Source organism: Rhodobium orientis (genome assembly GCF_003258835.1).
Classification (GTDB): Bacteria; Pseudomonadota; Alphaproteobacteria; order Rhizobiales; family Rhodobiaceae; genus Rhodobium; species Rhodobium orientis.
This window is the reverse complement of record NZ_NPEV01000038.1, coordinates 16,812-40,735: the sequence shown is the minus strand read 5'-3', so window position 1 is coordinate 40,735 and position 23,924 is coordinate 16,812. Positions and strand designations below refer to the sequence as shown.

At 65.4% G+C, this 23,924-nt stretch carries 26 protein-coding genes; 13 read left to right on the top strand and 13 right to left on the bottom strand.

What is annotated here, in order from left to right; all coding sequences use genetic code 11:
* Positions 1–636 carry a LysE family translocator gene (locus CH339_RS16245; RefSeq protein WP_111435419.1) on the bottom strand — a complete coding sequence of 212 codons (636 nt, stop codon included), beginning with the start codon at positions 634–636 and terminating at the stop codon, positions 1–3.
* Complete coding sequence (locus CH339_RS16240) at positions 636–1,001, bottom strand: XdhC family protein (RefSeq protein ID WP_111435418.1); 366 nt, start codon at positions 999–1,001, stop codon at positions 636–638. The genes CH339_RS16245 and CH339_RS16240 overlap by 1 nt, the downstream gene beginning before the upstream one ends.
* A 162-nt stretch (positions 1,002–1,163) precedes the next feature.
* On the opposite strand from CH339_RS16240, the gene CH339_RS16235 reads away from it, so the two are divergent.
* Positions 1,164–2,804 carry a pentapeptide repeat-containing protein gene (locus tag CH339_RS16235; RefSeq protein ID WP_111435417.1) on the top strand — a complete coding sequence of 547 codons (1,641 nt, stop codon included), beginning with the start codon at positions 1,164–1,166 and terminating at the stop codon, positions 2,802–2,804.
* Here the strand turns inward: CH339_RS16235 and CH339_RS16230 are convergent.
* A complete protein-coding gene (locus CH339_RS16230; protein ID WP_111435416.1) occupies positions 2,801–3,304 on the bottom strand; it encodes a MarR family winged helix-turn-helix transcriptional regulator in 504 nt (167 codons plus the stop codon). The two genes, CH339_RS16235 and CH339_RS16230, sit on opposite strands and share 4 nt — an antisense overlap.
* Positions 3,305–3,478: 174 nt before the next feature.
* Between CH339_RS16230 and lepA the strand changes: the two genes are divergently transcribed.
* Entirely contained in the window at positions 3,479–5,284 is a 1,806-nt protein-coding gene (lepA, locus tag CH339_RS16225; protein WP_111435436.1) for a translation elongation factor 4, read from the top strand.
* Between the two features lie 103 nt (positions 5,285–5,387).
* Here the strand turns inward: lepA and CH339_RS16220 are convergent, their stop codons facing one another.
* On the bottom strand, positions 5,388–6,392 hold the full coding sequence (locus CH339_RS16220; RefSeq protein WP_111435415.1) for a Gfo/Idh/MocA family protein: 1,005 nt from the start codon (positions 6,390–6,392) through the stop codon (positions 5,388–5,390).
* Positions 6,393–6,511: 119 nt separating this feature from the next.
* Here CH339_RS16220 and CH339_RS16215 point away from each other — a divergent pair, with 119 nt between their 5' ends.
* Positions 6,512–6,997 carry a hypothetical protein gene (locus CH339_RS16215; protein ID WP_146610213.1) on the top strand — a complete coding sequence of 162 codons (486 nt, stop codon included), beginning with the start codon at positions 6,512–6,514 and terminating at the stop codon, positions 6,995–6,997.
* Positions 6,998–7,080: 83 nt separating this feature from the next.
* On the opposite strand, the gene CH339_RS16210 is transcribed toward CH339_RS16215, so the two are convergent.
* Positions 7,081–8,496, bottom strand: coding sequence for a pilus assembly protein (locus CH339_RS16210; protein WP_111435413.1), 1,416 nt, complete (start codon positions 8,494–8,496; stop codon positions 7,081–7,083).
* A 392-nt stretch (positions 8,497–8,888) separates the two neighbouring features.
* Here CH339_RS16210 and CH339_RS16205 point away from each other — a divergent pair, with 392 nt between their 5' ends.
* Entirely contained in the window at positions 8,889–9,563 is a 675-nt protein-coding gene (locus CH339_RS16205) for a L,D-transpeptidase (RefSeq protein ID WP_245408158.1), read from the top strand.
* Between the two features lie 153 nt (positions 9,564–9,716).
* On the opposite strand, the gene CH339_RS16200 is transcribed toward CH339_RS16205, so the two are convergent.
* Positions 9,717–10,187, bottom strand: coding sequence for a MarR family winged helix-turn-helix transcriptional regulator (locus tag CH339_RS16200; protein ID WP_111435435.1), 471 nt, complete (start codon positions 10,185–10,187; stop codon positions 9,717–9,719).
* 192 nt (positions 10,188–10,379) lie between these two features.
* Between CH339_RS16200 and CH339_RS16195 the strand changes: the two genes are divergently transcribed.
* From CH339_RS16195 to CH339_RS16180, 4 genes are all read left to right on the top strand, one after another.
* Entirely contained in the window at positions 10,380–11,426 is a 1,047-nt protein-coding gene (locus CH339_RS16195) for a TRAP transporter substrate-binding protein (protein ID WP_111435411.1), read from the top strand.
* A 62-nt stretch (positions 11,427–11,488) separates the two neighbouring features.
* The gene (locus tag CH339_RS16190; RefSeq protein ID WP_111435410.1) at positions 11,489–11,962 is read left to right on the top strand and encodes a TRAP transporter small permease; all 474 of its coding nucleotides are present in this window, start codon (positions 11,489–11,491) and stop codon (positions 11,960–11,962) included.
* Positions 11,963–11,997: 35 nt separating this feature from the next.
* Entirely contained in the window at positions 11,998–13,284 is a 1,287-nt protein-coding gene (locus CH339_RS16185) for a TRAP transporter large permease (protein WP_111435409.1), read from the top strand.
* Between the two features lie 261 nt (positions 13,285–13,545).
* The gene (locus CH339_RS16180; protein WP_111435408.1) at positions 13,546–14,091 is read left to right on the top strand and encodes a PilZ domain-containing protein; all 546 of its coding nucleotides are present in this window, start codon (positions 13,546–13,548) and stop codon (positions 14,089–14,091) included.
* 58 nt (positions 14,092–14,149) lie between these two features.
* Here CH339_RS16180 and CH339_RS16175 read toward each other — a convergent pair whose 3' ends face one another.
* From CH339_RS16175 to CH339_RS16155, 5 genes are all read right to left on the bottom strand, one after another.
* Positions 14,150–14,959 (bottom strand): outer membrane protein, encoded by an 810-nt coding sequence (locus CH339_RS16175; protein WP_111435407.1) that lies wholly within the window; start codon positions 14,957–14,959, stop codon positions 14,150–14,152.
* 310 nt (positions 14,960–15,269) lie between these two features.
* The gene (locus CH339_RS16170; RefSeq protein WP_201241022.1) at positions 15,270–15,962 is read right to left on the bottom strand and encodes an acid phosphatase; all 693 of its coding nucleotides are present in this window, start codon (positions 15,960–15,962) and stop codon (positions 15,270–15,272) included.
* Positions 15,959–16,966: a DUF1214 domain-containing protein gene (locus CH339_RS16165; protein ID WP_111435406.1), complete on the bottom strand. Its 1,008-nt coding sequence runs from the start codon at positions 16,964–16,966 to the stop codon at positions 15,959–15,961. The genes CH339_RS16170 and CH339_RS16165 overlap by 4 nt, the downstream gene beginning before the upstream one ends.
* 76 nt (positions 16,967–17,042) lie before the next feature.
* Positions 17,043–17,486 carry a cysteine rich repeat-containing protein gene (locus CH339_RS16160; RefSeq protein WP_170138554.1) on the bottom strand — a complete coding sequence of 148 codons (444 nt, stop codon included), beginning with the start codon at positions 17,484–17,486 and terminating at the stop codon, positions 17,043–17,045.
* A 22-nt stretch (positions 17,487–17,508) separates the two neighbouring features.
* Positions 17,509–17,838 (bottom strand): hypothetical protein, encoded by a 330-nt coding sequence (locus CH339_RS16155; protein WP_111435404.1) that lies wholly within the window; start codon positions 17,836–17,838, stop codon positions 17,509–17,511.
* Positions 17,839–18,332: 494 nt separating this feature from the next.
* On the opposite strand from CH339_RS16155, the gene CH339_RS16150 reads away from it, so the two are divergent.
* The 5 genes from CH339_RS16150 to CH339_RS16130 all read left to right on the top strand — a co-directional run bounded on the left by CH339_RS16150 (position 18,333) and on the right by CH339_RS16130 (position 22,619).
* On the top strand, positions 18,333–19,379 hold the full coding sequence (locus tag CH339_RS16150) for a helix-turn-helix transcriptional regulator (RefSeq protein WP_146610212.1): 1,047 nt from the start codon (positions 18,333–18,335) through the stop codon (positions 19,377–19,379).
* Between the two features lie 16 nt (positions 19,380–19,395).
* Positions 19,396–19,638 carry a DUF3302 domain-containing protein gene (locus tag CH339_RS16145; RefSeq protein ID WP_111435402.1) on the top strand — a complete coding sequence of 81 codons (243 nt, stop codon included), beginning with the start codon at positions 19,396–19,398 and terminating at the stop codon, positions 19,636–19,638.
* Positions 19,638–20,579 (top strand): HlyD family secretion protein, encoded by a 942-nt coding sequence (locus CH339_RS16140; protein WP_111435401.1) that lies wholly within the window; start codon positions 19,638–19,640, stop codon positions 20,577–20,579. The genes CH339_RS16145 and CH339_RS16140 overlap by 1 nt, the downstream gene beginning before the upstream one ends.
* Before the next feature lie 63 nt (positions 20,580–20,642).
* On the top strand, positions 20,643–22,157 hold the full coding sequence (locus CH339_RS16135) for a DUF1254 domain-containing protein (RefSeq protein WP_111435400.1): 1,515 nt from the start codon (positions 20,643–20,645) through the stop codon (positions 22,155–22,157).
* A 144-nt stretch (positions 22,158–22,301) separates the two neighbouring features.
* On the top strand, positions 22,302–22,619 hold the full coding sequence (locus CH339_RS16130; RefSeq protein WP_111435399.1) for a hypothetical protein: 318 nt from the start codon (positions 22,302–22,304) through the stop codon (positions 22,617–22,619).
* A 25-nt stretch (positions 22,620–22,644) separates the two neighbouring features.
* Here the strand turns inward: CH339_RS16130 and CH339_RS16125 are convergent, their stop codons facing one another.
* Positions 22,645–23,220 (bottom strand): hypothetical protein, encoded by a 576-nt coding sequence (locus tag CH339_RS16125; protein WP_111435398.1) that lies wholly within the window; start codon positions 23,218–23,220, stop codon positions 22,645–22,647.
* A 49-nt stretch (positions 23,221–23,269) separates the two neighbouring features.
* Positions 23,270–23,587, bottom strand: coding sequence for a hypothetical protein (locus tag CH339_RS24405; protein ID WP_146610211.1), 318 nt, complete (start codon positions 23,585–23,587; stop codon positions 23,270–23,272).
* Positions 23,588–23,924: the final 337 nt, after the last annotated feature.

Below are 23,924 nucleotides of genomic sequence, written 5' to 3'. Positions count from 1 at the left end.
TCAGGTCCTTTCCAGGGCGAGGCGGAAGCCAAGGCCGACGAGAACGGCGCCGCCGAATTTCTTTGCGAGGCCGGTCCAGCGCGGCGAGCGCTGCAGCCGTTCTTTGAGACTCGAGGCAAAGACGACGGCGACGAGGTCGGCGGAGCTGAAGGTCAGGTTGACGAGCATGCCGAGGATGAGGAACTGGGACCAGACGGGCAGGCTTGCTGCCGGGTCGACGAATTGCGGCAGGAAGGCGATGAAGAAAATCGCCACCTTCGGGTTCAAGACCTCGACCAACACGCTGTCGAAAAAGGCGCGGCGGCCATGGTGCGGCGGCATCGGCAGGTCGGCTACCTGGGTGTCGGGCGCGCGCTCGCGAAACAGTTTTACGCCGAGCCAGACGAGGTAGGCGGCGCCGGCAAGCTTCAGAACCAGATAGAGCGTCGGCACGACGAGGAAGACGGCGGAGAGCCCGAAGGTCGCGGCGAAGACATGGACATAGCAGCCGATATGGATGCCGAAAGCGGCGGCGAGCCCGGCGCGGCGTCCGTGGGCGAGCGTGCGCGCGGTCGTGTAGAGCAGTGCCGGGCCCGGCATATAGGCGAACAGAAGCGTCGCCAGCGCGAAGGCGGCAAGAGTCTCAAGACCGGCCATCAGGACGATTTCCCGTCGACGCGCTCCACATAGACGGAAATGCGCCCACCGCAGGAGAGCCCGACGCGCCAGGCGGTCTCGTCGGCAACGCCGAATTCCAGCATGCGCGGTTTGCCCTCCGCGATGACGTCGACGGCCTCGGCGACGACGGCGCCTTCCACGCAGCCGCCGGAGACGGAGCCCTCGAAATTGCCGTCGGCATCGATGACGAGATGGCTGCCGACCGGGCGCGGCGCCGAGCCCCAGGTCTGAACGACCGTCGCCAGCGCCATCTCCCGTCCCTCGGCGCGCCAGCCCTCGGCGATCGCCAGCACGTCGCGGCTTGCCGCTTCCGTTGCCGTCTCCGGTGCGGTTTCCTCGGTCATCGGCTCCTCCCTCGGTAACGCTTTGTCCCTATAACGCCGGAAATTGTGCCCGGCGGCAAGGCGTCAACCGCCGGCTCCCGTTCCGGCCGGTCGACGCGCTTCCGCCGCAGCCCTGCATATGGTTATCATTGGCAGTATTGCGGGACGGGAGGGCATGCGCCGATGAGCGATCCGGAAACCGAAATCCCCGGCGAGACGCCAGGGGCGGCGCGCACGCGCACCATGCTGGAAGGGCTCGGACCGATCGGGCTCGGGCTCTTCCTCTTTGCCCTCGGCATCGGCGTCGGCTTTCCGCTGACCATCATCGGCAACGTGTTCCTCACCCAGCATGTGGGCGTCGTCGTCGCCGTCCTCCTGGCGCTGCTCTTTGCCGTCTGCCTTGTCGGCGTCCTGTTGCTGCTGTTTCGCCGAGCGATCCTCGGCGCGGTCTTTCGCATCACCAACTCGACGCTGGAACAGTTCGCCGAGCCGCTCGGCGCGGCGGCGCGCCATATCGCCGACCGGCGCGCCGACGACGCCATTTCCTCGGCGGAGGAGCTGACCCGGCTCGCCTTTGCGCGCTGGGCCTGGATCTCGACGCGGCGCTGGCTGATCGCCTCGCTCACCGGGCTGCTCGCGGCCATGGCCGCCCTTGCCGGCACCGCTCTCCTCTTCCAGCAGAACGAGCTCCTGGCCATCCAGACGACGCGGCTGGAACAGCAGAACGACCTCCTGACCACCCAGATCGGTCTCAGCGAGGCGCAGCGGAGCGCGGAGATCCTGCCGAGCCTCGTTGAAATCGGCGTGGCGCTGGCGGAGGAAACCGAAACGTTGGCAAAGGAGGACGGCCGGGATGCGCGGGTTTTCACCCTCGATGAAATCTCGGTCGGCCTGCGCGGCCGGATGGTCGCCGCCTCGCTGGCCGTGCGGCCCTATCGCTACCTGCAGGGCACGCGGTTCGACGTGCGGGATTCGGAGGCCCTCAACAAGCTGGCGCTCGCCCGCCGGCCGGAGATCCTCGGCGATCCCTCCGTCCTCGCCCTCGACGGCCCGGATAATGCGGAAAGCATCCTTATCGACCGGGAGGTCAGCCCGGAGCGCGGCATGCTGATCTCCATGCTGTTCAATTCCGGCATCTACGACACGGAGCGGCTGAGCTTCGTCGGCGCGGATTTCTCCTATGCCGAGGTGCGTCTGCCGGTGCTCAACCTGATGTCCTTCTCCTTCGCCCGGCTGCGCTATGCCAGCTTCCGCTTCCTCGCCCTCAACGAGGCCAAGTTCGGCGCGGCGGAGCTGGAGCATGCCCGCTTCACCAATTCGGTGCTGATGCGCTGCGACTTTTCCGGCCTCCGCTATGACTCACTGCCGGAGCCGTATCAGGGCGATCCGTCGATGGAGATCATGCCGACGAGCCTGACGGGCACCGACTTTTCCGACAGCCTCGTCATCGACACGAAGTTCGACAACGTCGAGGGGCTTGCCATGATGTTCGAGGGCACGGTCATCGCCGGCAGCAGCTTCCGGAACGCCTCGATCTCCGGCACCTCGTTCCGCAATGCGATCATCGCGGAGACCGATTTTTCCGGTGCAAGCCTGAAGGCGGTCGAACTCGACGGCGCGCTGGTGACGCGCGAGGATTTTCTTCAGCACCTGGCCGAGACGGCGCAACCGGAAACGTTCAAGGCCGACCGGTTCACGATGGAGAAAGTCGACGAGGCGGTGTTGGCGCAGCATCCCCAGGCGACACGGATCGTCGGCCGGGCGGCAGAGCTGGTGCTCGGCAAGCCGCTCTACCGGATCAAGCGGGTCGGAGAGTTCCGCTAGCCCTCTTCCGCCTCTTCCGGCGCAAGGGTGGCCATGATCGCCGCGCCCTCCTCCGTGTCGCAGAAACGGCAGAGGCGGTGCGGGTTGGCGCCGGCGTCGACGGCCGCAGTAAGCAGGCGGTCGATGAGGCCGGCAAGCGTCGCCGCTTCGTCGGGCGAGAGGTCGGCGGCGAGGCCCGCGATGATCTCGCCCCGGCGCGCCTGCAGGTCGCGGACCCGGCGCTTGCCGCGGGCTGTGGTCTCGACCATCACCTCGCGGCCCTTGCGGCGCAGGCGCCGGACCAGCCAGTCCTTTTCCAGCCGGTCGACGAGGCGCACCGTCGCCGAATGGGTCAGGCCGACGACGGCGGCGATGTGCTGGATGGAAATCGGCTCGCGGGCGCGGATCGCGATCATCGCCGCGATCGCGCTTTCCGACAGATCGCCGGTTTCGGCCAATGTGGCGTCGCCGATCGCGGTGGCGAGGGCGGACAGACGGTTCGCAAGCGCATCATTCTGCATGACTAATGCATATCATGGATTCAGCGGCGGAACAACGGGTACGCATGGCCCGGGCATACAACCTTTGGCGTATGGCATCGACCGGACTTGCGCCAGGACGCGCCCGCCGAAACGCCGGACGCGGCAGGCGTTTATCCGCTTGGCGATGCCCCAAAGCGGTGGTATTTCGGCGCCATGAGCGAACAGACATTCGACACGATCCGCAATTTCTCGATCGTTGCCCATATCGACCACGGAAAATCGACCCTTGCCGACCGGCTGATCCAGGTCACCGGCGGGCTGACCGAGCGCGAGATGAAGGCGCAGGTGCTCGATTCCATGGACATCGAGCGCGAGCGCGGCATTACCATCAAGGCGCAGACGGTGCGGCTGCGCTACGACCACAGCGACGGCAAGACCTACACGCTGAACCTGATCGACACGCCGGGCCACGTCGACTTCGCATATGAGGTGAACCGGTCGCTGGCCGCGTGCGAGGGCTCGCTGCTTGTCGTCGACGCCAGCCAGGGCGTCGAGGCGCAGACGCTCGCCAATGTCTACCAGGCGATCGACAACGACCACGAGATCGTGCCGGTGCTCAACAAGGTCGACCTGCCGGCGGCGGAGCCGGCCCGGGTCCGCGAGCAGATCGAGGACGTGATCGGGCTGGACGCCTCCGACGCCATCGAGATCTCGGCCAAGACCGGCCTCGGCATCGACGCCGTCTTGAAGGCGATCGTGGAGCGGCTGCCGGCGCCGAAGGGCGACCTGGCCGCGCCGCTGAAGGCGCTGCTGGTGGATTCCTGGTACGATTCCTATCTCGGCGTCGTCGTCCTCGTCCGCATCATCGACGGCACGATGAAGAAGGACCAGCGCATCAAGATGCTCGGCACGGACGCCGTCTACGACATCGACAAGGTCGGCGTCTTTTCCCCGAAAATGCTGGCGGTCGACAGCCTCGGCCCGGGCGAGATCGGCTTCCTCATCGCCTCCATCAAGGAGGTGGCCGACACCCGGGTCGGCGACACCATCACCGAGGAAAAGCGCCCCTGCACGGAGCCGCTGGAGGGCTTCAAGCCGGCGCAGCCCGTGGTGTTCTGCGGGCTGTTTCCGGTCGATGCGGCCGATTTCGAGGACCTGCGCGACGCGCTCGGCCGGCTCCGCCTCAACGATGCCAGCTTTTCCTACGAGATGGAGACCTCGGCCGCGCTCGGCTTCGGGTTCCGCTGCGGCTTCCTCGGGCTCCTGCACCTTGAGATCATCCAGGAGCGGCTGTCGCGGGAGTTCGACCTCGACCTCATCGCCACCGCGCCCTCGGTCGTCTACCGGATCAAGCTGACCGACGGCAGCGAGATCGAACTGCACAATCCGGCCGACATGCCGGATGAGGTCAAGGTCCGGGAAGTCGCCGAGCCGTGGCTGAGGGCGACGATCCTGACGCCCGACGACTATCTCGGCGCGATCCTGCAGCTCTGCCAGGAGCGGCGCGGCATCCAGGTCGAGCTGTCCTATGTGGGTTCGCGGGCGATGGTGGTCTACGACCTGCCGCTCAACGAGGTGGTGTTCGACTTCTACGACCGGCTGAAATCGGTCTCCAAGGGCTATGCCTCCTTCGACTATCACCTGACCGAATACCAGGTCGGCGACCTCGTCCGGATGTCGATCCTCGTCAATGGCGAGCCCGTCGACGCGCTGTCCATGCTGGTCCACCGCAGCCAGGCGGACCGGCGCGGCCGCGCAATGTGCGAAAAGCTGAAGGAACTAATCCCGCGGCATCTGTTCAAGATCCCGATCCAGGCGGCCATCGGCGCCAAGGTGATCGCCCGCGAGACGATTTCCGCCATGCGCAAGGACGTCACCGCCAAGTGCTACGGCGGCGACGCCACCCGCAAGCGCAAGCTTCTGGAAAAGCAGAAGGAAGGCAAGAAGCGGATGCGCCAGTTCGGCAAGGTGGAGATCCCGCAGGACGCCTTCATCGCGGCCCTGAAGATGGACGATTGAGGCGCATCCGCTCCGACAGCCATTCACTGCGCGTTACCGCCGGGCCATACGCCTGACACGGCGGTGATGCAGGGAAAATGATGGAGACGGCACACGCGTGCCGCTACCCGCCGACCGTCTCCCACGCATTGGATTTTTCCGACCGGAACAGCGCGTCGAGGACGCGCATGTTGGCGATCGCGTCGTCGACGCCGTAGGGCAGCTCCGTCTTGCCCATTACCGCCAGCGCAAAGGCGTCCGCCTCCTCGGCATACTGGTCCGAGGCCGGAAGCGTCTCCAGCGTGCCGGCGCCTTCGCCGAGCCTTGAGCCGTCGTCGAGCCGCAGCAGCGTCTCCGCGCCCTGCGGCGCGTTGTAGGGGATCAGCACCTCGGCCCGCTGTTTCGTGCCGACCACCTGGACGCGCTGATACGGCGTTGCCTGGGTGGAGACGGTGAAGTCGAGCCGCCGTCCGTCGCCGAAATCGACGAGCGCGCTCGTCAGCCGGTCGGTGCCGAAATCGGGGTCCCGCTCGACCAGCGAGACGACGCGCAGCGGCTCGGCCTCGAACACGAAGCGGCCGGCCGTCACCGGATAGCAGCCGATGTCGTAGAGCCCACCGCCGCCGATCTCGGCCTTGTTGCGGATGTCGTCCGGATTGCGGTTGGAATAGGAAAAGAACGACTGCACGGCCTTGACCTCGCCGAGTTCGCCCGAGCGTACCAGGTCCCGCAGCCGCAGCCATTGCGGATGGAAGCGCACCATGAAGGCCTCCATCACCAGCCGGTCCTTCGGCAGGCTCTTCAGCTCCTCGGCCTCGGCCGCCGTCAGCGCGATCGGCTTTTCGCACAGGACGTGCTTGCCGGCGCGGGCGGCCGCCAGCGTCACGGGCACGTGCAGATGATTCGGCAGCGGATTGTAGACCGCGTCGATGTCCGGGTCGGCAAGCAGTTCCTCATAGGAGCCGTAGGCCGCCTCGATGCCGAGCATCTTTGCCGCTTCCTCGGCCGGGCCGGGTGCGCGCGAGGCGATCGCCGCCACAACGCCGTGGCGCGAGCGCTTGATGGCGGGAATGACCTTTTCAAGGCCGATCTTTGCCGTCGACAGGATGCCCCAGCGGATCTTTTCCATGGTTTTCGGGCCTCTTGGTTGTGCCCGCCGCGGCTCGGCGGGCGCCGTTGCTGCATTTCGTTAAGTCTTGCCCGCTAGACTTGCATGTCGTTCCGCCGGGCAATGCCGCGTCCGGCCCGATGACTACCAAGCGTGTACGAACCGAGTTTGAACCGGCAGCCATGGACCTGGGCGCTCTATCTTCCGCTGCTTTTACATCCGCCAGCTTCCCACAGCAAAGCGGCGGCGAGCAATCGGACACGGCCCGGGAAATCGCCCGCGTCACGGCCGAGATCACGTCCGCGCAGACCGAGGCGCAATGCGCGACCTGCGAGGGCGACAAGGAAGACGCAAAGGAAAAGGTCAAGGAACTGCAGGCCGAATTGCGGGCGCTGCAGGCATCCGAAGGCCCCGCCGAGGCGGACCGGCCGCAAGCCTCCGGGCAAGATGCCACCGCCCCGGGCGACGAGCGGCCTGCGGAGGCCCGGCAAAAGCCCTTCGACCCTGAGGAAGCGCCGCTCGCAAGGCTCCAGGAGCTAAACGCCCTGGCCCAGTCGACACCCGCGACGGAACGCGACGCCGCCGAGGCTTTCGCACCGGGCCGGTTTCTCGACATCACCATCTGAATGATAGCCGGCGAAAAAACGGGCGGGGTTCGAACCCCGCCCGCCGGTAACCGCGTTGCCTCGTCTCCGCAAGGGAGCCGCAGCTACATGGAAAGCCGCATTTTCTTGGTTTCCGCGGCGATCTTGTTGAAGGCTGCGATCAGTTCCGAGCCGCTGTTGGCGTCGAAGAAGTAGGAGGTTTTGGTGGCGCATTGCTTCAGCATCTGCAGCGCGGAACTCGGCGCCTGGAAGCCGACGGTGTAGACCAGCACGTCCTCGGCCTTGATGGCGTCGCACAGATCGAGGGCCTGGTCGCGTGAGGACGCCCCGAAATATTGCTGGTTGAACTCGCCGTCGGTCATCAGCACGAGCACCTTCAGCGTCTTTTCGTCTTCCGAAGCGTCGGACTCGTAAGGAGCCGGCGAGTGCTGGTTGGACGGCCAGACGATGTCGGCCAGGGTCGGCGAGATCGTGTACCAGCCCCAGGCGAGGCCAATGTGGCCGGCCGTGCCGCCACTGGCGTTGAGGGTATTGATCTTGTTCTTCAAGGTCGTTGGGTTGGTGGTCAGCGGCACCACCTCGGCATTCGGACAGGTATACGATTGGGGGTCGGTATACGTCATGTCGAGGATCGGGCTGTTGAACAGATCGTCGCCGTCAGTGAACCGCTCGGTGCCGGCGCGCTCCGTGACGCAGAGATCGGTCTGCCGATAGGCGGTCCGGTTCTCGACCTTGTCGTAGTATTGTTCCTCGAAGGTCTCATTGTTGCCCCAACCCCAACCCCAGCCCCAGCCCCAGCCGTTGTTATTGTCGTCCGGGTCGACGCCGAGAAGGTCGGCAAGGTTTTCCAGGAAGTCGGTCCAGTCGGTTTGGGCCGGCGCGATGACTTTTCCCTTCGCAGCCTGGCCGATGTTCACCGCATAGGCGTAGGGCACCATGGAGACCTTGATGCCCTTGTCCTCGCCGTTGGCCTCCAGCAGCGTGTCGACCAGATCCTTGGCCGCCGTCTTCAGGTTGGAGATTTTCGATCCGCTCATGGAACCGGTGACGTCGAGCACCATCGCCACTTCGGCATTGGCGCCGGCGGCGACGGCTTCCGCCTCGACCTGGACGTCGAGCGTGTCGAAATGGGCAAGCTTCATGAAAGCGGTCTTGGTCTTGGTCGTCGCCACCACCTTTACCGCACCGGTCTCCGAATCGAAGGTGACGACGGTTTCGATGTCGTTGGCTTCGCTGCCCGTGAAGTTGGCGCGGAGAGACTGGTCGGCGACCCGCTTCAGCTCGGCGAGATCGGTCTCGCCGGCGCTCGCCGCCTTGGTCGCAGCAAGGGTCGCCGCGTCGACGGCGACCTGCAGGTCGTTCCGCACCCGGCTCGCGTAGGTGTAGTCCGTCGCCATGCCGATCATCAACAGGAGCGGCAGCAGGCAGGCGGCGAAGATGACCGCGAAGTTTCCGTTCGTGTCGACCGCGAACCGCCTTGCATGGCGGACCAGAGCGTCTTTGTGATGATGCCAGAACATTCTCGTTTCCTATCGCCGCCGGCTCCCCGCCCGTTGCGGCTTTTTCGCGGAAAAGAATGCACCGGTTCTGTCAAATATTTCGATAACGCAAAAGGTTAACGGACACTCTCTGGAACGCTTTCAATTTGTACGGAAAACAAAAGGTATAATCGAACGAATAGAGAACGGGCGGCCGCGGGCCGATCTCCAGTCCGCTCCACGCGCCCTTGGCCGAACGGCGGTCCGTTGCCGCGCGGCAACAGTCTCCCGGCCTGTTCTTAATGTGAATTGCCCCGGCGCGCGGGTGGAGATAAGTACTCCCATCCATGTCGGTTTGGGCAAGGCCCGCCGACCTTCCCCAGACGGAGACCGGTCAGGTGACGAAATCGTTCCACTTCCGCAGCCTTGGAGCGGTGCCCTCGTGGCTCCGGACGGGGATCGCCGCGCTGTCGCTTGCCGGTGTCCTTGCCGGCTGCCAGACCGTCGGCACCTATCACCCCGCTCTGGTCGCCGGGCTCGACTTCGGCCCGGACATGTACACCGCCCGGATCGACGAGGACTTCGAACTGCCGGCGATCCGCACCGGCGGAACGCCGCGCCAGTTCCAGCGCCAGGTCGTACGCTACGAGACCGAAGAAAAGCCGGGCACGCTGATCGTCGACACCCCGAACAAGTTCCTCTACCTGGTGCTGCCGCGCGGCAAGGCCATCCGTTACGGCATTGGCGTCGGCAAGGCGGGCTTTTCCTGGTCCGGCTCGGCCAAGGTCGCGTGGAAGCAGAAATGGCCGAAATGGACGCCGCCCAAGGAGATGATCCAGCGCCAGCCGCGGCTCGCCAAATATGAGGACGGCATGGACCCGGGCCTCGACAATCCGCTCGGTGCCCGCGCCCTCTACATCTTCGAGGACGGCAAGGACACACTCTACCGCATCCACGGCACCAACCAGCAGAACTCCATCGGGCGCGCCGTCTCGTCGGGCTGCATCCGGCTGTGGAACCAGGACGTGATCGACCTCTACAACCGGGTCCAGCCGGGCGCCAAGATCGTCGTCATTCCCGATCCGCGCACCCACCTGGCACAGGGCTGACGCCCGGCACGTGGGGCGCCGCATCCACTGCTGCGCGGTGCCGCCTCAACCGGGCGGCCGGGGCGGAGGGCCGGCTTGATGTCGGGCGGGAAACGGGCGAAGCTTGCCGCCGCGTGCGGCCAACGCAGCCCGTGCGATGATCGTCAACGGACCCTAGTCGGCGTCCAGGTTGTGAAAGACCTGCTCCAGCATATGGTTCAGCATCCGAATATCCTCGCCGCCGAGCGAGGCGAACGACCGTTCGAAGATGCCGTTCGCGACGCTCCGCCCCTGGCGCCGCAGCCGGTTGCCCTTGTCCGTGATCAACACCTCCGTCACCCGGCCGTCGGTCTTGCGCGGCCGGCAGGTGACGAGCCCCTCGGCCGTCATCCGCTGGATGATCTTGGTGGTCGTGTTCAGCTTGATGATGCAGAAGTCGGCGATCTCGCTGATGCTGAGGGCATCACCCTCGTAAAGCGACATCAGCACCCGCCATTGGGCGACGTCCAGCCCCATCGGCTTCAGCGACTTCTCCATCAGTTGGTAGTAGCGGGCCGACACCTGGGTGATCCAGTAGAACGGCCAGTCCGCTTTTTGGAAAGGCGGCTCGTCCCTTGCGGGTTTTTGCACGTCGGGAAAGGACATGGGCGACATCGTCCTGGAGTTGTGCGCGGCATCCGGTGCAAGAGAACGCTGCTGCGGCGGGCTGCGGGGCGGGGTAAATCCTTCCGCCCCTTCGGAAAATCGACCCCTTCCTTCGAAAATTGGCCGCTTGCCGGCAAAATCAACAGGCGGCCCCATCAGAAAAGCACCCTGTCCAGTAAAGGAGCATTTGAAATGCACTTTCGAGACCTTTCGCGCCTCATTGCCGGCGTCCTGACGGCCGGCACCCTGGCGAGCGGCGCCCTGTCGCTTCCGGCGGCCGCCGCCGAGACCACGCTGACCATGGCCAACTGGCTGCCGATGGCCCATCCCTTGATGAAGAACGCCATGGTGCCCTACGCAAAGTCGATCGAGGAGGCGACCGAGGGCCGGGTCACGGTCAACATCCTGCCGGCGCCGCTCGGGCCGCCGGCCGCCCATTTCGATTTCGCCGTCAACGGCGTTGCCGACATCACCTATGGCGTCCAGGGCTACAATCCGGGCCGCTTCAAGACCAAGAACATCGCCGAAATCCCGTTCCTCGGCGACCGCGCCGAGCCGATTTCCGTCGCCTACTGGCGCGTCTTCGACACAATGCTGCGCGATGCCGGCGAGTACGACCAGGTCAAGGTGCTCGGCGTCTTCACCCACGGGCCGGGCGTCATCTTCGCCAAGGACCGCAACCTTGCCACCATGGCCGGCATCGAGGGCGCCAAGATGCGCGTCGGCGGCGGCATCGTCAGCGAGATCGCCAAGGCGCTCGGCACCGTGCCGGTCGAGGGGCCGTCGTCCAAGACCTACGAACTGCTGTCCGCCGGCGTCGCCGACGGCATCCTGTTTCCGTTCGAGTCCGTTGCCTTCTTCAAGCTGATCCCGCTGCTGGATACCGCCCTGACGGTCCCCGGCGGCCTCTACAACACCTCCTTCTTCGTCGTCATGAACAAGGCCAAGTGGGAGAGCCTGTCCGACGCGGACAAGGCCGCCATCGAAAAGGTCTCCGGCGAGGCCCTGGCACGCCTTGCCGGCAAGATGTGGGACGATGCCGACGATGCCGGCCGCAAGGCCATGGACGGCAAGATCAAGATCCTGGAGGCGAGCGACGCCCAGGTCGAGGCGATTACGGACAAGCTCGATCCGGTGGTCGACGCCAAGCTCGCCGAGGCGGCAGAGACCGGCATCGACGTGGAGGCCGCCGTCGACATGCTGATGCAGGAGATCGACAAGGAATCGAGCGGCGAATGAGCCGGTTTGAGGCGCCGGATACGGGGCGGGCGCCGGACGTCCGCCCCCTTGGACCGGGCACCATGGCCACGTCAGCCCCGATGACGCCGGTGCACAAGGCGCTGGCCGCGATCTGCGGCGTGCTGCTGGTGGCGTTGATGCTGGTCACGGTCATCGACGTCGCCGGCCGCTACCTGCTCGACAGCCCGCTGCAGGGGGCGACGGAGATCACCGGCCTGCTGCTTGCCGCGGTCATCTTCATCGGCCTGCCGGCCGTCTGCCTCGACGACCAGCACGTCACCATCGACCTTGCGGTGGAGCACATGCCGGCGTGGGTGCACCCGGCCCGGCTCGTCGTCGTCAATCTCGCCTCGGCGGCGGTGCTTGCCGTCGTCGCCTGGCGGCTCGCCGTCTATGGTGAGGCGATCGCCGGCTATCACGAGGTGACGGTGAGCCTGCGCCTGCCCGTCGCGCCATTGACCTTCCTGTGCGCGGCCTGTACGGCGGCTGCCGCCCTCATCACTCTCAGGAATGCGCTGACGGCACGCTCCGGCTGACGCCGCAGCGAAGCCGAACGCCTGGAAACGACGCCATGAGCTGGCCGATCGGTAGCCTTGTCCTTTTTGCCTTGATGCTCCTCGGCGTGCCGATCTCCTTTGCCCTGGCGCTGGTCGGCACGGTCGGCGTCGTCTCCATCATCGGGCTGGAGCCGGCGCTGACGCTGCTCGGCCAGACCTTCTTCGACAACAGCCGCACCTATTCCCTGTCGATCCTGCCGCTGTTCCTGATGATGGGGAATTTCGTCGTCCAGTCCGGCATTGCGGAAAACCTCTACAACGCCGCCAATGCCTGGCTGCGCCATCGCCGCGGCGGCCTGGCCATGGCGACCGTGATCGCCTGCGGCGGGTTCTCCTCCGTCTGCGGCTCGTCGCTGGCAACCGCGGCGACCATGTCGAAGATCTCGCTGCCCTCGATGCGCCGCTACGGCTATCCGGACGGGCTGTCGACGGCCTCGATCGCCGCCGGCGGCACCCTCGGCATCCTCATCCCGCCGTCGGTGATCCTCGTCTTCTACGGAATCATGACGCAGCAGGACATCGGCAAGCTGTTCCTCGCCGGCCTCGTGCCGGGCCTGATCGGCATCGCCGGCTACATCGTCGCGGTGATGATCTCGGTCCGAATCCGCGGCGTCACCCTGCCGACCGAGCCGAAGCTGCCGCTGATCGATCGCATCCGGGCGCTGAAGGGCACGGCGGGCGCGCTCCTGCTCTTTGCCTTCGTCATGGGCGGCATCTATTTCGGCGTCTTCACGCCGACGGAATCCGCCGGCATGGGGGCCGCCGGTGCCATGGTGCTGTCGTTCCTGCAGGGCCGGTTCCGGCTCATCGACACCTTCCGCACGCTCTACGAGACCGCCAAGACGACCGCGATGATGTTCTTCATCCTGTTCGGCGCGCTGACGTTCACCAACTATGTGAACCTGTCCGGCATGACCCGCGACCTGCAGGACGCGCTGACGATCTTCGGCTCCGACCCCTACGCCATCATCCTCGTCATCCTGATGATCTACGTGGTCCTCGGCTGCCTGCTGGAAGGGTTGTCGATGATCACGCTGACCGTGCCGATCTTCTATCCGGTGGTGGAGGCGGCCGGCTTCGACCTCATCTGGTTCGGCATCTTCGTCGTCATCGTCACCGAGGTCAGCTACATCACTCCGCCGGTCGGCATGAACGCCTTCGTACTGAAATCGGTGACCCGCGACGTCAGCCTAAGGACCATCTTCTCCGGGCTCTTGCCGTTCGTTGCCGTCGATTTCGTCCGTATCGGCCTGATCCTGGCCTTCCCGGTGCTGGTCCTGCTGTTGCCGTCGCAGATGTAACCATTGCCAGCCTGTTAGAATTACCAAGTTAGTCGACCGGTTGTATGCAATAACCGGAATAAAATGGGGCGTTCTCGCGAGCGCGATCAATCGAGAAAAGTTGAAAAATCACCTTTACGGACTGGAAAGCTTAAGATCTTCGGAGTCGGCGCCTAAAAAATCGCTTTTGTAGTCCGGCGCACGGAGATTCAGTTTATACATTTTTAAATGCACTGGTGTTACAAGTAACTGACATTTCTCTGAAGCATGTGAAGACCAAGAATGTTGGAACAGCGCGGCAGCCCACGCATTTCCACATCGCCTTTCCCGGTGTCCGTCCTGGACCGCTCCAATCTGCGTAGCGTCCGGGCGAAGGTCCGCAACATTTCCAAGTCCGGCTGCCGGCTCGAACTGCTGAAACCGCTGCCGCTGTCGACGGATGTCAGCCTGCAGTTCGACAATTTCGAGCAGATGCTGAACGGCCGCATCGCCTGGCGCAAGGACCGGGCGATCGGCGTCAATTTCGTCTGGGACGCCCAGCCGGCCAACGACAAGCGCAAGGAAAAGCGCGTCGACGTCAACATCAAGGCCATCGTCTCCGACCGCGACATCACCTGGCGCCAGGACGTCGTGATCACCAATGCCAGCCAGTCCGGCTGCCGCCTGCAGATCCCCGACCCGCATACGCTGCCGGACGAGGTCTGCATCAAGATCGCCGCCCTCAACCGGCCGGTCAAAGGCGTCATCGTCTGGCGCCGCGGCCAGTCCGCCGGGGTCCGGCTGGAATGGAACTACGCCAAGCAAATGCCCGATCAGGTTTTTCTCTAGGTCGCTTCGGGGCGAGGCTGAGAAATTCTAGAGTGTCTCGCGCGATTACCGAAACGCTCTAGAACCGGAAGACGAGGCCGGCGACCGGGCCGTGCTGGACGACGTCATAGACGAAGCCGCCGTCGCGGTAGTCGACGCCGTTGCCGCGGTAGCCGAGAAAGGCCGAGGTGTTCGGCGTGAAATTGTAGCCCGCGCCGGCGAGCGCATCCCAGGCGAAATCGGACCCGCCGGCACCGGCATAGCCCCAGGCGGTCAGATAGAATCTCTCGCTGAGGGCGATCCGGGCTCGGAGGCCGGCGAGGCCATCGACCCACGTCGCGTCGTCGGTCCGGGTCCGGGTGCCGAGGAGGCCGCCGGAAACCCTGATCCGCGTCTCCACCTGGGAAAGCTGTACGCCGGCCTTGGCATCGAGCCTGATACGCGCGTCCTCATAGACCGTATAGCCGGCAAGCGTCGCCCATCTGAGGGACTTGCTGGTGACCCGGACCCGCCGGGCGAGGAGGCCGAGCGGGGTGCGTTCGCTCTCCGAGGTCTGCACATAGCTGAGATCGGTCGAGACGCTGTAAGGCCCGTAGCGCGCCTCGCCGACGATCATGCCGGCGAACTCCAGGGAATCGAGGATTTCGCTGAACGACTGGTCGATGCGGGTGGTCGGCAGCCCGAACTGCGCGATGTCGCCCGTGACGCCCGCGCCCCAGAAATAGGGGGCGATGGTGAACTGCCAGCCGGGAAGGGTCTCTTCCGCGGGGGGCGGAGCGGCGCCTTCGGTCGCGAAATCCGCCGCGAATGCCGGCGATGCTGCGCAGAGCGAAGCCGCAAGGGCGCATGAAAGAAAGCGGCCGGTCAGCCGGCCTCGCGTCGTCGTCATGGCTCGTTTCCCCCGTCCCGTCCTGTGCTCGCTACGCCGCCGTATCGGACATCGCCTGTAGCGTGAGAACATCACTATTGCTGATTGCGGCGCCTGGAATCGATGCCGCACGTATTCGGCCGGCATGTCATGGCGACGGCGCCAGCACGGACGCCTCCAGGGCGCAGTCGCGCGTCGGCACCTGGCCATCCTCCCGCGCCTTGGCGATATCCTTGCGGGCAGCCTCCCTCGCTGCCAGAAACTCCGGTTCGGCATGCAACCTTGCCACCGCACCGGCCCCGACCATTCGGCCGGCGACCACGTCGGAATATCAATGGACATTGCAGACGCTGCGGCTCTCGCCATAGGCGCGGCCGCGGGCAAGGATCTCCTCGGCCCGGTCGGGGGCCAGTTCGGTAAGGATCAGCGCCCAGCCCCAGCCATAGGCGGTATGGCCGGAGGGGTAGGAGCCGTCCTTGCGCATCCCCTCTTGGATCTCGGGCGTACACACCGGCTTGTCGTTCGCCATGAAGGGCCGCTCACGGGCGTAGGCGTTCTTGGCGGTGTAGGTGGCGAGGCCGATATCGGTCAGGCTGCGCCACAACAAGAGATAGAGCGCCGGCGTGGTCTCTTCGCTGATGCGGATGCCGAGGGCACAGGAGAACGTATCGGCCGCTCCGGGAAAATAGGCGGCATCGCGTGTCGCGATTTCCCAGCGCGGACTGTCCTTCAGCTTCAGCATTGACGCGGACCAGGCCGCGTCCAGCTTCTGCCGGGCAGAGCCTTCTGCGGGCGCCGGCGGCACGAAGCGTTTGCTGTCGAGGCGCTCGTCCTCGCTCAAATAGCCGGCAAGGATGCCGGACATGATCTCCTCGACCTGCTGGCCCGAAACCGTGACCATCTTTTTCTGAGCTGCGTCCTCCGCCGCGGCGGGGTGGGCGCCGGCAACGGATGCGGCAAGCAACAGGCCGATCGCGCCGGCGGCCTGCCGCATCCGCGGCCCGGGTGCCGGGAGGCCCGTCATTCGACGGGCTCCGGCTTCGGGAACACCCAGGAACCGTCTAGGATTTCCGCGCTCGGCTGGTACATCCGGACGGTGTAGTTCCAGCCCTTGGGTATCGGAATGCAGTTCGCCCGCCCGTCGTCGCAGCCGCCGAAATGGATGGTGTAGGAGCCATCGTCGTTCGGCTTGGCGGAAAAGTTGTTGTAGCTGTTCCGGCCGAGCTCGTTGGGCTCCAGGTAGCCGTCGGCGTTGTAGACCGTGATCGACCAGAAGGCATCGACCGGCACGTCCTTGACGGTCACGGCATAGGGGGTCGTGCCGTCATTGTCCTCCACGCTGTCGATGGCGGCGGAGGCGGTCGTTGCCGGCTGGCCGGCCCAGCCGGCCATGGCGCCGACCATGTGGTCGATGGGGTTGACCTCGTCCTTTCGCCCGAAGGCGCGGGCGGCGTCGAAGCCGACAGCGCTCGCCAGGTCGCTGACGGCCTTGCGCGCCGCCGCAAGACCTTCCAGGTCCCACTCCGGCGCCTCGAACGGGCCGTCGCCGCCACCGCTCACCGCAATGCCGTCCTGAGCGGCGTGCGCTGCCGCGAAATCGTCCGGATCGCCCACGTTGACGAAGGTGCGGAACAAGACGAAGGCGAAGCGCGTGCCCACCTTCTCCTCCGTCAGCTCATAGGTGCCCGGCGAGGATTCCACGAAGCTGTAATGGTCCTGGTTGATCACCAGCATGGACTGGAAGCGGTCACCGACCTCCGGCAGCGTGATCGTTGCCGGTTCGGACAGGTCCAGCACGACCACGGAATAGAGCGTGTCCTGGTTCGCACGGATGATCGGCTGCGGTTCGTCGGCCGAAGCCAGCTTGCGTTCGTGGACCAATTCGCCCACGCCGACCTTGTTGGTCTTGAGAGTGGCCCGCAACATCGTGTCGGATTCAGCGCGCACCAAAGTGTCGACGGTGACCGGTTCAGCGGCGAATGCCGTCAGCGGCAGCAACATGAGGCCAGCCGCGATCAAGGAACGCATGTCGTTTTCTCCCTCGTCCTGTCTTGGCCGCTCCCCTCAAGGGAGCGACCGTTTGTTGTCGTTGCCCGGCCAGCGCCTATTCCGGATCGTCGCCGAGAAATTCGTTGATGTTCATGACGATCGCCTCGCACTCCGGTTCCAGGTCGTCCTCGGCCGCGCCGAGGCAGGACAAGAGCCGCCCCTTGCCGAAATTGACGCCCGAGCAATGCTCCTCAACGTCGGTAGCGCAGGTGGCGAGCGCCGAGCGAACGGTGAAGAAGAAGCCGTCGATGGCATTGCCGAAATCGGCAAAGGCCGCGTCGCACTCTTCCGACAGGACCGTTTCATGGGCGTAGAGGCAGGACAGGATATGGCCGTTGCCGGGCTCGACCTCCCCGCAGTATTCCGCAACGTCGGCCTCGCAGGCTTCCCAGACGCCGGGCGTTTCGGCGTCCTCGGCCCCAGCGGGTGCGGCGGCCAGGGCGAGCGTCAGGATCGCCGGAGCGAGGACGGCGGAAAGGGACGTTCTGATTGAAAACATGGCTCTCTCCATCGCTCCGGGATCAGGGATTGACGACGACGTAGACAGTGGTGCCGTTCTGCACCACCGGCCGGTAGTAGACGCCGCCGCAATTGTAATAGGCGTTGTAGGGGTGGCAGCCGGCGATCGAGTGCCGGCGCGTGACCCGGCGCGACGTCCGCCGTGCCGTGCGCCGCACCGAGCGGCGCGCCGCGCCCGGCGGCGGATGTCTCTGGGCTTCGGCGGCGGTCGAGCCGAGGAGGCCGGAAAGGCCGGCCACCGGCGAAGAGATCTGCGGCGTTCCCGGCACCAGCGCGCCGAGGACGAACATCGCCGCGGCGGCGGCGATGGCAAAGGTCCAGGTCCGTTTCATGTTTCCCACCTGTGCTGTTGGTTTCTTCCGCGCTCACCGCCTGCGCCAATCGCGCGGCGTACTGCACCGCAGGACGGCCGGACGGGCCCGGCAACCGCGAGACGATCGTGGCAATTTGAGGTGGTGGGGCGGCCTTGGGGAGCGCGCCGGGGCGATCGCGTCGGGGCGCCGTTGCGAAGCAGGGGAGACGGTGTCCGCATGTGCTTGACCTCCCACCGGGACGCCGGACGGGGCCGTTGTCCCGGAACCCAATCTTTTTCAAGAAATTCCGTATGGATACTTGTGAGACCTTGGCCCAAACCCATATTGCGAATGATTGCCAGGGTTATAGGTGTTGAATTCGGAGTATAAGAAGGAGCATATTTGGTCGATCAAGTCATCGCCTGGCAGGAGTTTGGCGCGATCGGATCACATTTTATGAGAATGTTGCCTGACTTTTGTGGCACTGAATCACAACCATAACAGGCCGGTGTCCGACGGGAGGAAGGGCGCACGTGTCGATTGCAATGCAGAACACCCGGGTCCTCAGGCCGGTCTCGCAGATCATCCGCGAGATGACCACGGAGCGCGTCCACCGACAGGTCTGGAGCGCCGTCGGCCTCAGCCCGGACATCCTCGCCGGCAGGCCGCTCTTCATTCCGTACCGCATCCAGGCCGGCCTCCTGGAAAGCGCCGCCCGCGCCACCGGCATGGAGCATTTCGGCGCCCACGTCGCCCGGCAGATGCCCTACACGGACCTCGACGCCTATGGGCGCTATGTGCTGTCGGCGCCGTGCCTTGCCGTTGCCCTTTACCGCGGCGTCCGCGCGCTTCGCCACATCCTCAGCCATGCCAACGTCTATCTGCGTGTGCAGGGCGAGCGGATCGTGCTGCAGTTCGATTCCGCGCTGGACCCCGGCGTCGGCGGCGCCCGCCACCTGGAAGAGGCGATGCCGGTGCTGCTTGCCGATCTGGTGCGCTCCTATGCCGGCCCCGACTGGCGGCCGGACTGGGCCGAGCTGCGCATTCCGAGGGCCACATCGACTGCCGCCCTTGAGGACCTGCACGAAACCGATGTCCGCACCGGCGGCCGGTTCGCCGCCATCGCCTTCCACAAGTCGCTGATCTGGAAGGAGAACCCGCGGCCCGCCTCGCCCGGGGACATCCATCTCATGCGGGACATGCGAGACCTCGTGGCGTCGCGCGCGCCGCGCAACATCACCGAGACGACCTGCAACATGATCGAGCTGCAGATCCGCCGGGCCGACCCGAGCATCGAGGCGGTTGCGGAGAACCTGGGCATCGGCGCGCGCACGCTGCAGCGCAAGCTGATGGTCGAGGCCACCAGTTTCCAGGAATGCCTTAATCGCGTGCGTACCTGCCGGGCTCGCGACCTTCTGCGGGAAACCCGGCTGTCGCCGGCCGAGATCGCGAACCAGCTCGGCTATCGCGAGACCAACAGCTTCCGCCGCGCCTTCCGCCGCTGGGCGGGCATGTCGCCGAGCCAGTACCGCGCCGAGATCGGCGCAGGCGGCCGCCCGGTCCACGAGGTCGACGGCTAATTCGGAGTGCCGCGCCATGGTGCTGAAATTCTTCGCCCTCGTCGTTCTGATCATCCTCCTGGTCACCGGCCTTGCCGTCATTTGGCTGGTCGGGGCGTTGCCGGGCCGGATCGCCCGGGCGCGCGGCCACGGGCGCGCCGAGGCGGTCGCCGTCGCCGGCTGGTGCAGCCTGCTGATGCCGGTGCCGCTGTGGCCGCTGGCGATGGTCTGGGCGCATCTGGATGGCGAGAAGCCGGTCGAGACCGCAGGGGCAGGCTGATGATCCTGTTCCTCACCCTTTGCTACATCGCCGTCGTTTTCCTCTTGGTGAAGCTGCGGATCCTGCCGGCCAGCCGGCCGATGAAGCTGTCGCCCATCGGCTTCATGCTGCTCGCCTTCGTATTCCTCTTCGTGCCCATGCAGTGGGGGGCGCCGGCAGGCGGCGTCCAGGTCCTGCGCCACACGGTGCAGATCGTGCCCAACGTCGCCGGCCAGGTCATCGAGGTGCCGGTCCGGCCGAACACACCGGTCAGGAAGGGCGACGTCCTCTTCCGCATCGATCCGGCGCAATACCAGGCCAAGGTTGACCAGCTCACCGCCCAGCTCGGCTTCGCGACCCTGCGGCTCGGCCAGTTCACCCAGCTTGAGCGCAAGCAGGCGGGCTCCAAATTCCAGGTCGAGGAGGCCGAGGCCAATGTCGAGGGCCTGAAGGCGCAGCTCGCCAACGCCAGGTGGGAGCTCGACAACACGGTCGTGACGGCGCCGGCGGACGGTTTCGTGACCAATGTGGCGCTGCGGCCCGGCGCCCGCGTCGCGGCGCTGCCGCTCGCGCCGGTGATGGCCTTCGTCGATACGTCCGAGACCGTCGTCGCCATGCAGGTGCAGCAGATCCACCTGCGCCACATCGCACCCGGCCAGCCGGCGGAGGTCACCTTCAAGGCGGTCCCCGGCGAGGTCTATTCCGCCACCGTCGAGCAGATCGTGCCGGCAACCGTCATGGGCCAGGTGGCGCCGTCGGGCGCGGCCGCGACCACGACCCAGCTCGGCGCGCTGCCCTTTGCCGTGCGGCTCAAGCTGGACGATCCGTCCGTCGCCGACGCGCTGCCCGCGGGCACCAATGGCGGCGCGGCGATCTACACCTCGTCGGTCCGCCCTGCCCATATCATCCGCCGGGTGATGCTGCGCATGGACGCCTGGCTCAACTACGTCGTGCCGATCTGACGGTGTGCCCGGTTCGGCGCCGCCACAACAAGAATGCCCGGACACCTTGTGGGAGGAAAGTCCATGACCCATCGACACTGGAAGTCAGTCGCCGCCGGCCTTGCCCTCGGGCTCTTTTCGGCGCTGCCGGAGGCGAGCGCCCAGACTTATGCCGCCGATGTGCCGGCCTCAGTCGAGACGCCCGGCGTGGTGGAGACCGAACGGCTCGGCACGCTCAAATTCTTCGACGGCATGCCGGACGAGGAGACGGTCAAAAAGGTCTACGACAACATCGACTTCTCACGCGGCGTCGAGGCGTTCCTCACGGGCATTCCAGCCGCCTCGATCTATGGGCTCTGCCGCGGCATGGAGCAGGCCGGCATCCCGGCCCACACCGTCGGCATCAGCGAGGATCTGCTCGACGCCCGATCGCTGTGGCTGACCGCGCAGTCGACGACCGTCTACGTCGTGACCTGCCTCGACCTGAAGCAAGGCCCGGTCGTCATGGAGGTGGCGCCCGGCCTTCTCGGCGGCGTCGACGATGCCTTCTTCCGCTGGGACACCGATATCGGCATCACCGGCCCGGACCAGGGGCGCGGCGGGCGCTACCTGTTCCTGCCGCCGCACTATGACGGCCCGGTGCCGAAGATGGGCTTCCACATCGTGCGCACCCGAACCAACATGCACTGGCTGTTCGCCCGCGCCTTCGTCACGGAAGCCGGCATCGAAGCGACGGTCGCCGGCGTCAAGGCGCAGATGAAGGTGTATCCGCTCGCGCAAGCGAAATCGCCGCCGGAGCAGGCCTTCGTCAACTATTCCGGCAAGCAGATGAACACCATCCACGCCAACGACGTGACCTTTTTCGACGAGTTGAACGCGGTCGTGCAGAACGAGCCTGCCGATGCCTTCGATCCGGAAATTGCCGGCCTGTTCGCGGCGATCGGCATCAAGAAGGGCGTGCCGTTCGAGCCCGACGCGCGGATGAAGAAGATCCTTTCCGATGCCGCTGCCGTCGGCAACGCAACTGTCCGCGCAATTACCTTCCGCCCGCGCGAGCGGGACCGCTTCTATTTCTACCCGGACCGCACCTGGTACACGAGCTTCACTGGCGGCAGCCACCAATTCCTCGACAAGGGCGCGCGCGGTCTCGACGACCGGGCGATGTTCCACTACTCCGCCACCGGCATTACCCCGGCCATGGCCTCGCCGCAGGTCGGCACCGGATCGGTCTATGCCTTCACGCCGCACGATGCGACCGGCGCCTATCTTAACGGCGGCAAGACCTACAAGGTGACGCTGCCCAGCCCGGTACCGATCAACAATTTCTGGTCCTTCGTCGTCTACTCGACCCAGCACCGCTCCATGCTGGAGACCGACCAACGGCTCGCCGGCCTCGACAGCACGCTGGAGGACGTCAAGCCGAACGAGGACGGCTCCTACACCGTCTGGTTCGGCCCGAAGGCGCCGAAAGGCAAGGAAGGCAACTGGGTGCAGACCATGCCGGGCAAGGGATTCATGGTCATCCTGCGGCTCTACGGACCGCTGGAGCCGTGGTTCGACAAGAGCTGGAAGCCGGGCGACATGGAACGGGTCGACTGAACCGGTAGGCGGGCGCGCGGACCGAGGCTCGCCGCCGGCCCGGCTTCATGCCGCTGGGGTTGTCCTCGGGCGGGCTCCTTAACCTTCGGTTAACCATGCTGATTTACAAAAAATTTACCATATCATCAGCGCGGGTTGCCCGGGATGCTGCGGATTTTCGTTCTCATCGCCTTTGCCGCCGTTCTGGCGGGATGCAACTCGCGAACCCTGTTTTCCAGGCAGGACGGGTTTTCGAACCAGACCTATCTTCTGGCCTCGTCCACACGGCGCGGCCGCTGCTACACCCGGATCGTGGAAGGCCTCGCCCTCGACCAGATCTGCCAGCGCGGCGACTACATCCGCTACTCGCCGAAGGTGCGCAATCGCCGGCTCAACCGGCCGATCCCGCCCCATGTCATCGCGCTGTTCGAAACGATGTCGGAAACGCAGCCGATCAGCCGCGTTTCCGAGGTTCGCAAATGATGGCGTTCTTCAGGTCGCCGCGCGCCTAGCGGATCGCCACCACGACGCCGTTCAGCCGGTAAAGACCGGCCTTCAGCGCGTAGCTGTATTGCGGCTCGCCGTTGACGAGGATCTCCACGCCCTTGCGCGTCACGTCATAGGAATAGAGATCGTCGCCGCAGCGGACCGATTGCTCGAAGGGCCGGGTGCCCGATCGCTCGAAGGTCAGGGTCGGGCAGTCGGCGAGCTTCACCGGCACCAGTTCGCCGGTCGAGGCGTTCTCCAGCAGCGCGACCAGCTCCGCATCGGTGAAGAGCGACGACCCGACGGCGCCCTCCCCGCCTTGCGAAGTGGACAGCACCGCCAGCACCTCGTCGCTGTCGACCACGGTTCCGACCGTGAACTCCGGCACGCCGGTGGCCATCTGACCGTCCGGGCGGGATCGCGGAATCGGCCCGGCCACCCCGTCGAACGCACCGTTGACGACGAAGCTGAAGGTCAGTTCCTCGTGGGCAGGTTCCGGGGAGGTCTGCTTGACGCCTGCGACCGCGGTCGCCGCGCCAAGACACACCGCCGCCGATGCGGCGACGGCCAGCCGAAGATGTCGTGAGATTGAGGACATTGGATCCGCCTCTACGCAGCTACAGTGAGGTCAGATGGCACCCGCGGGGTTAGCGGCAGGACACGGGAACCAGCGTCACGTGCTGGTCTTCCAGCACACGCTCGGTCTGGATATAGACCGGATCGTGGTAGCGATCGATGACCAGAGCGCCGTGGCGCTGGGCGTTGCCGACCCAGCTCCGCGAAGAGCCGCGCAGCAGCTTGCCCATGGTGTCGACCTCGACGAGCTGCGGGATGCGCTTCACCCGATAGCAGCGGTCGTTGTTGACGTAGCGGCTCTTGGTATAGGTCCGAGCTTCAGCGTCAGTAGAGAAGCCTGTTACCGCGGAGAAGGCACCGAGAAAAAGGCCTGCGGAAAGAGCAGTCACTGATAACGTCTTGAGCAGCATGTCACACACTCCCTTGTACTTGTATGGCTGCAATTCTTAACGTTGGCCTCGAAAATAATGAACCAAATGGTTATTGGTCTGTCAATCCTTGATTGAAAAAACCATTTATATGGAATTGTATACAACCTGATATATCGTTTGATAGCAGCAGTAATACTGCGAAATGCAGATTGTTCGCAATACGAGCAGTATTTGAAAAGGAACGTTCAGGTAGAAGCTCTACCGACCCGCTCCACGGCCATGTCCAAGCGACGGCATCGGCGCCGCCGGATGTCGGAGCGACCGGCCCGCGGGCCGTTGCCGTCCCGCCCAACAG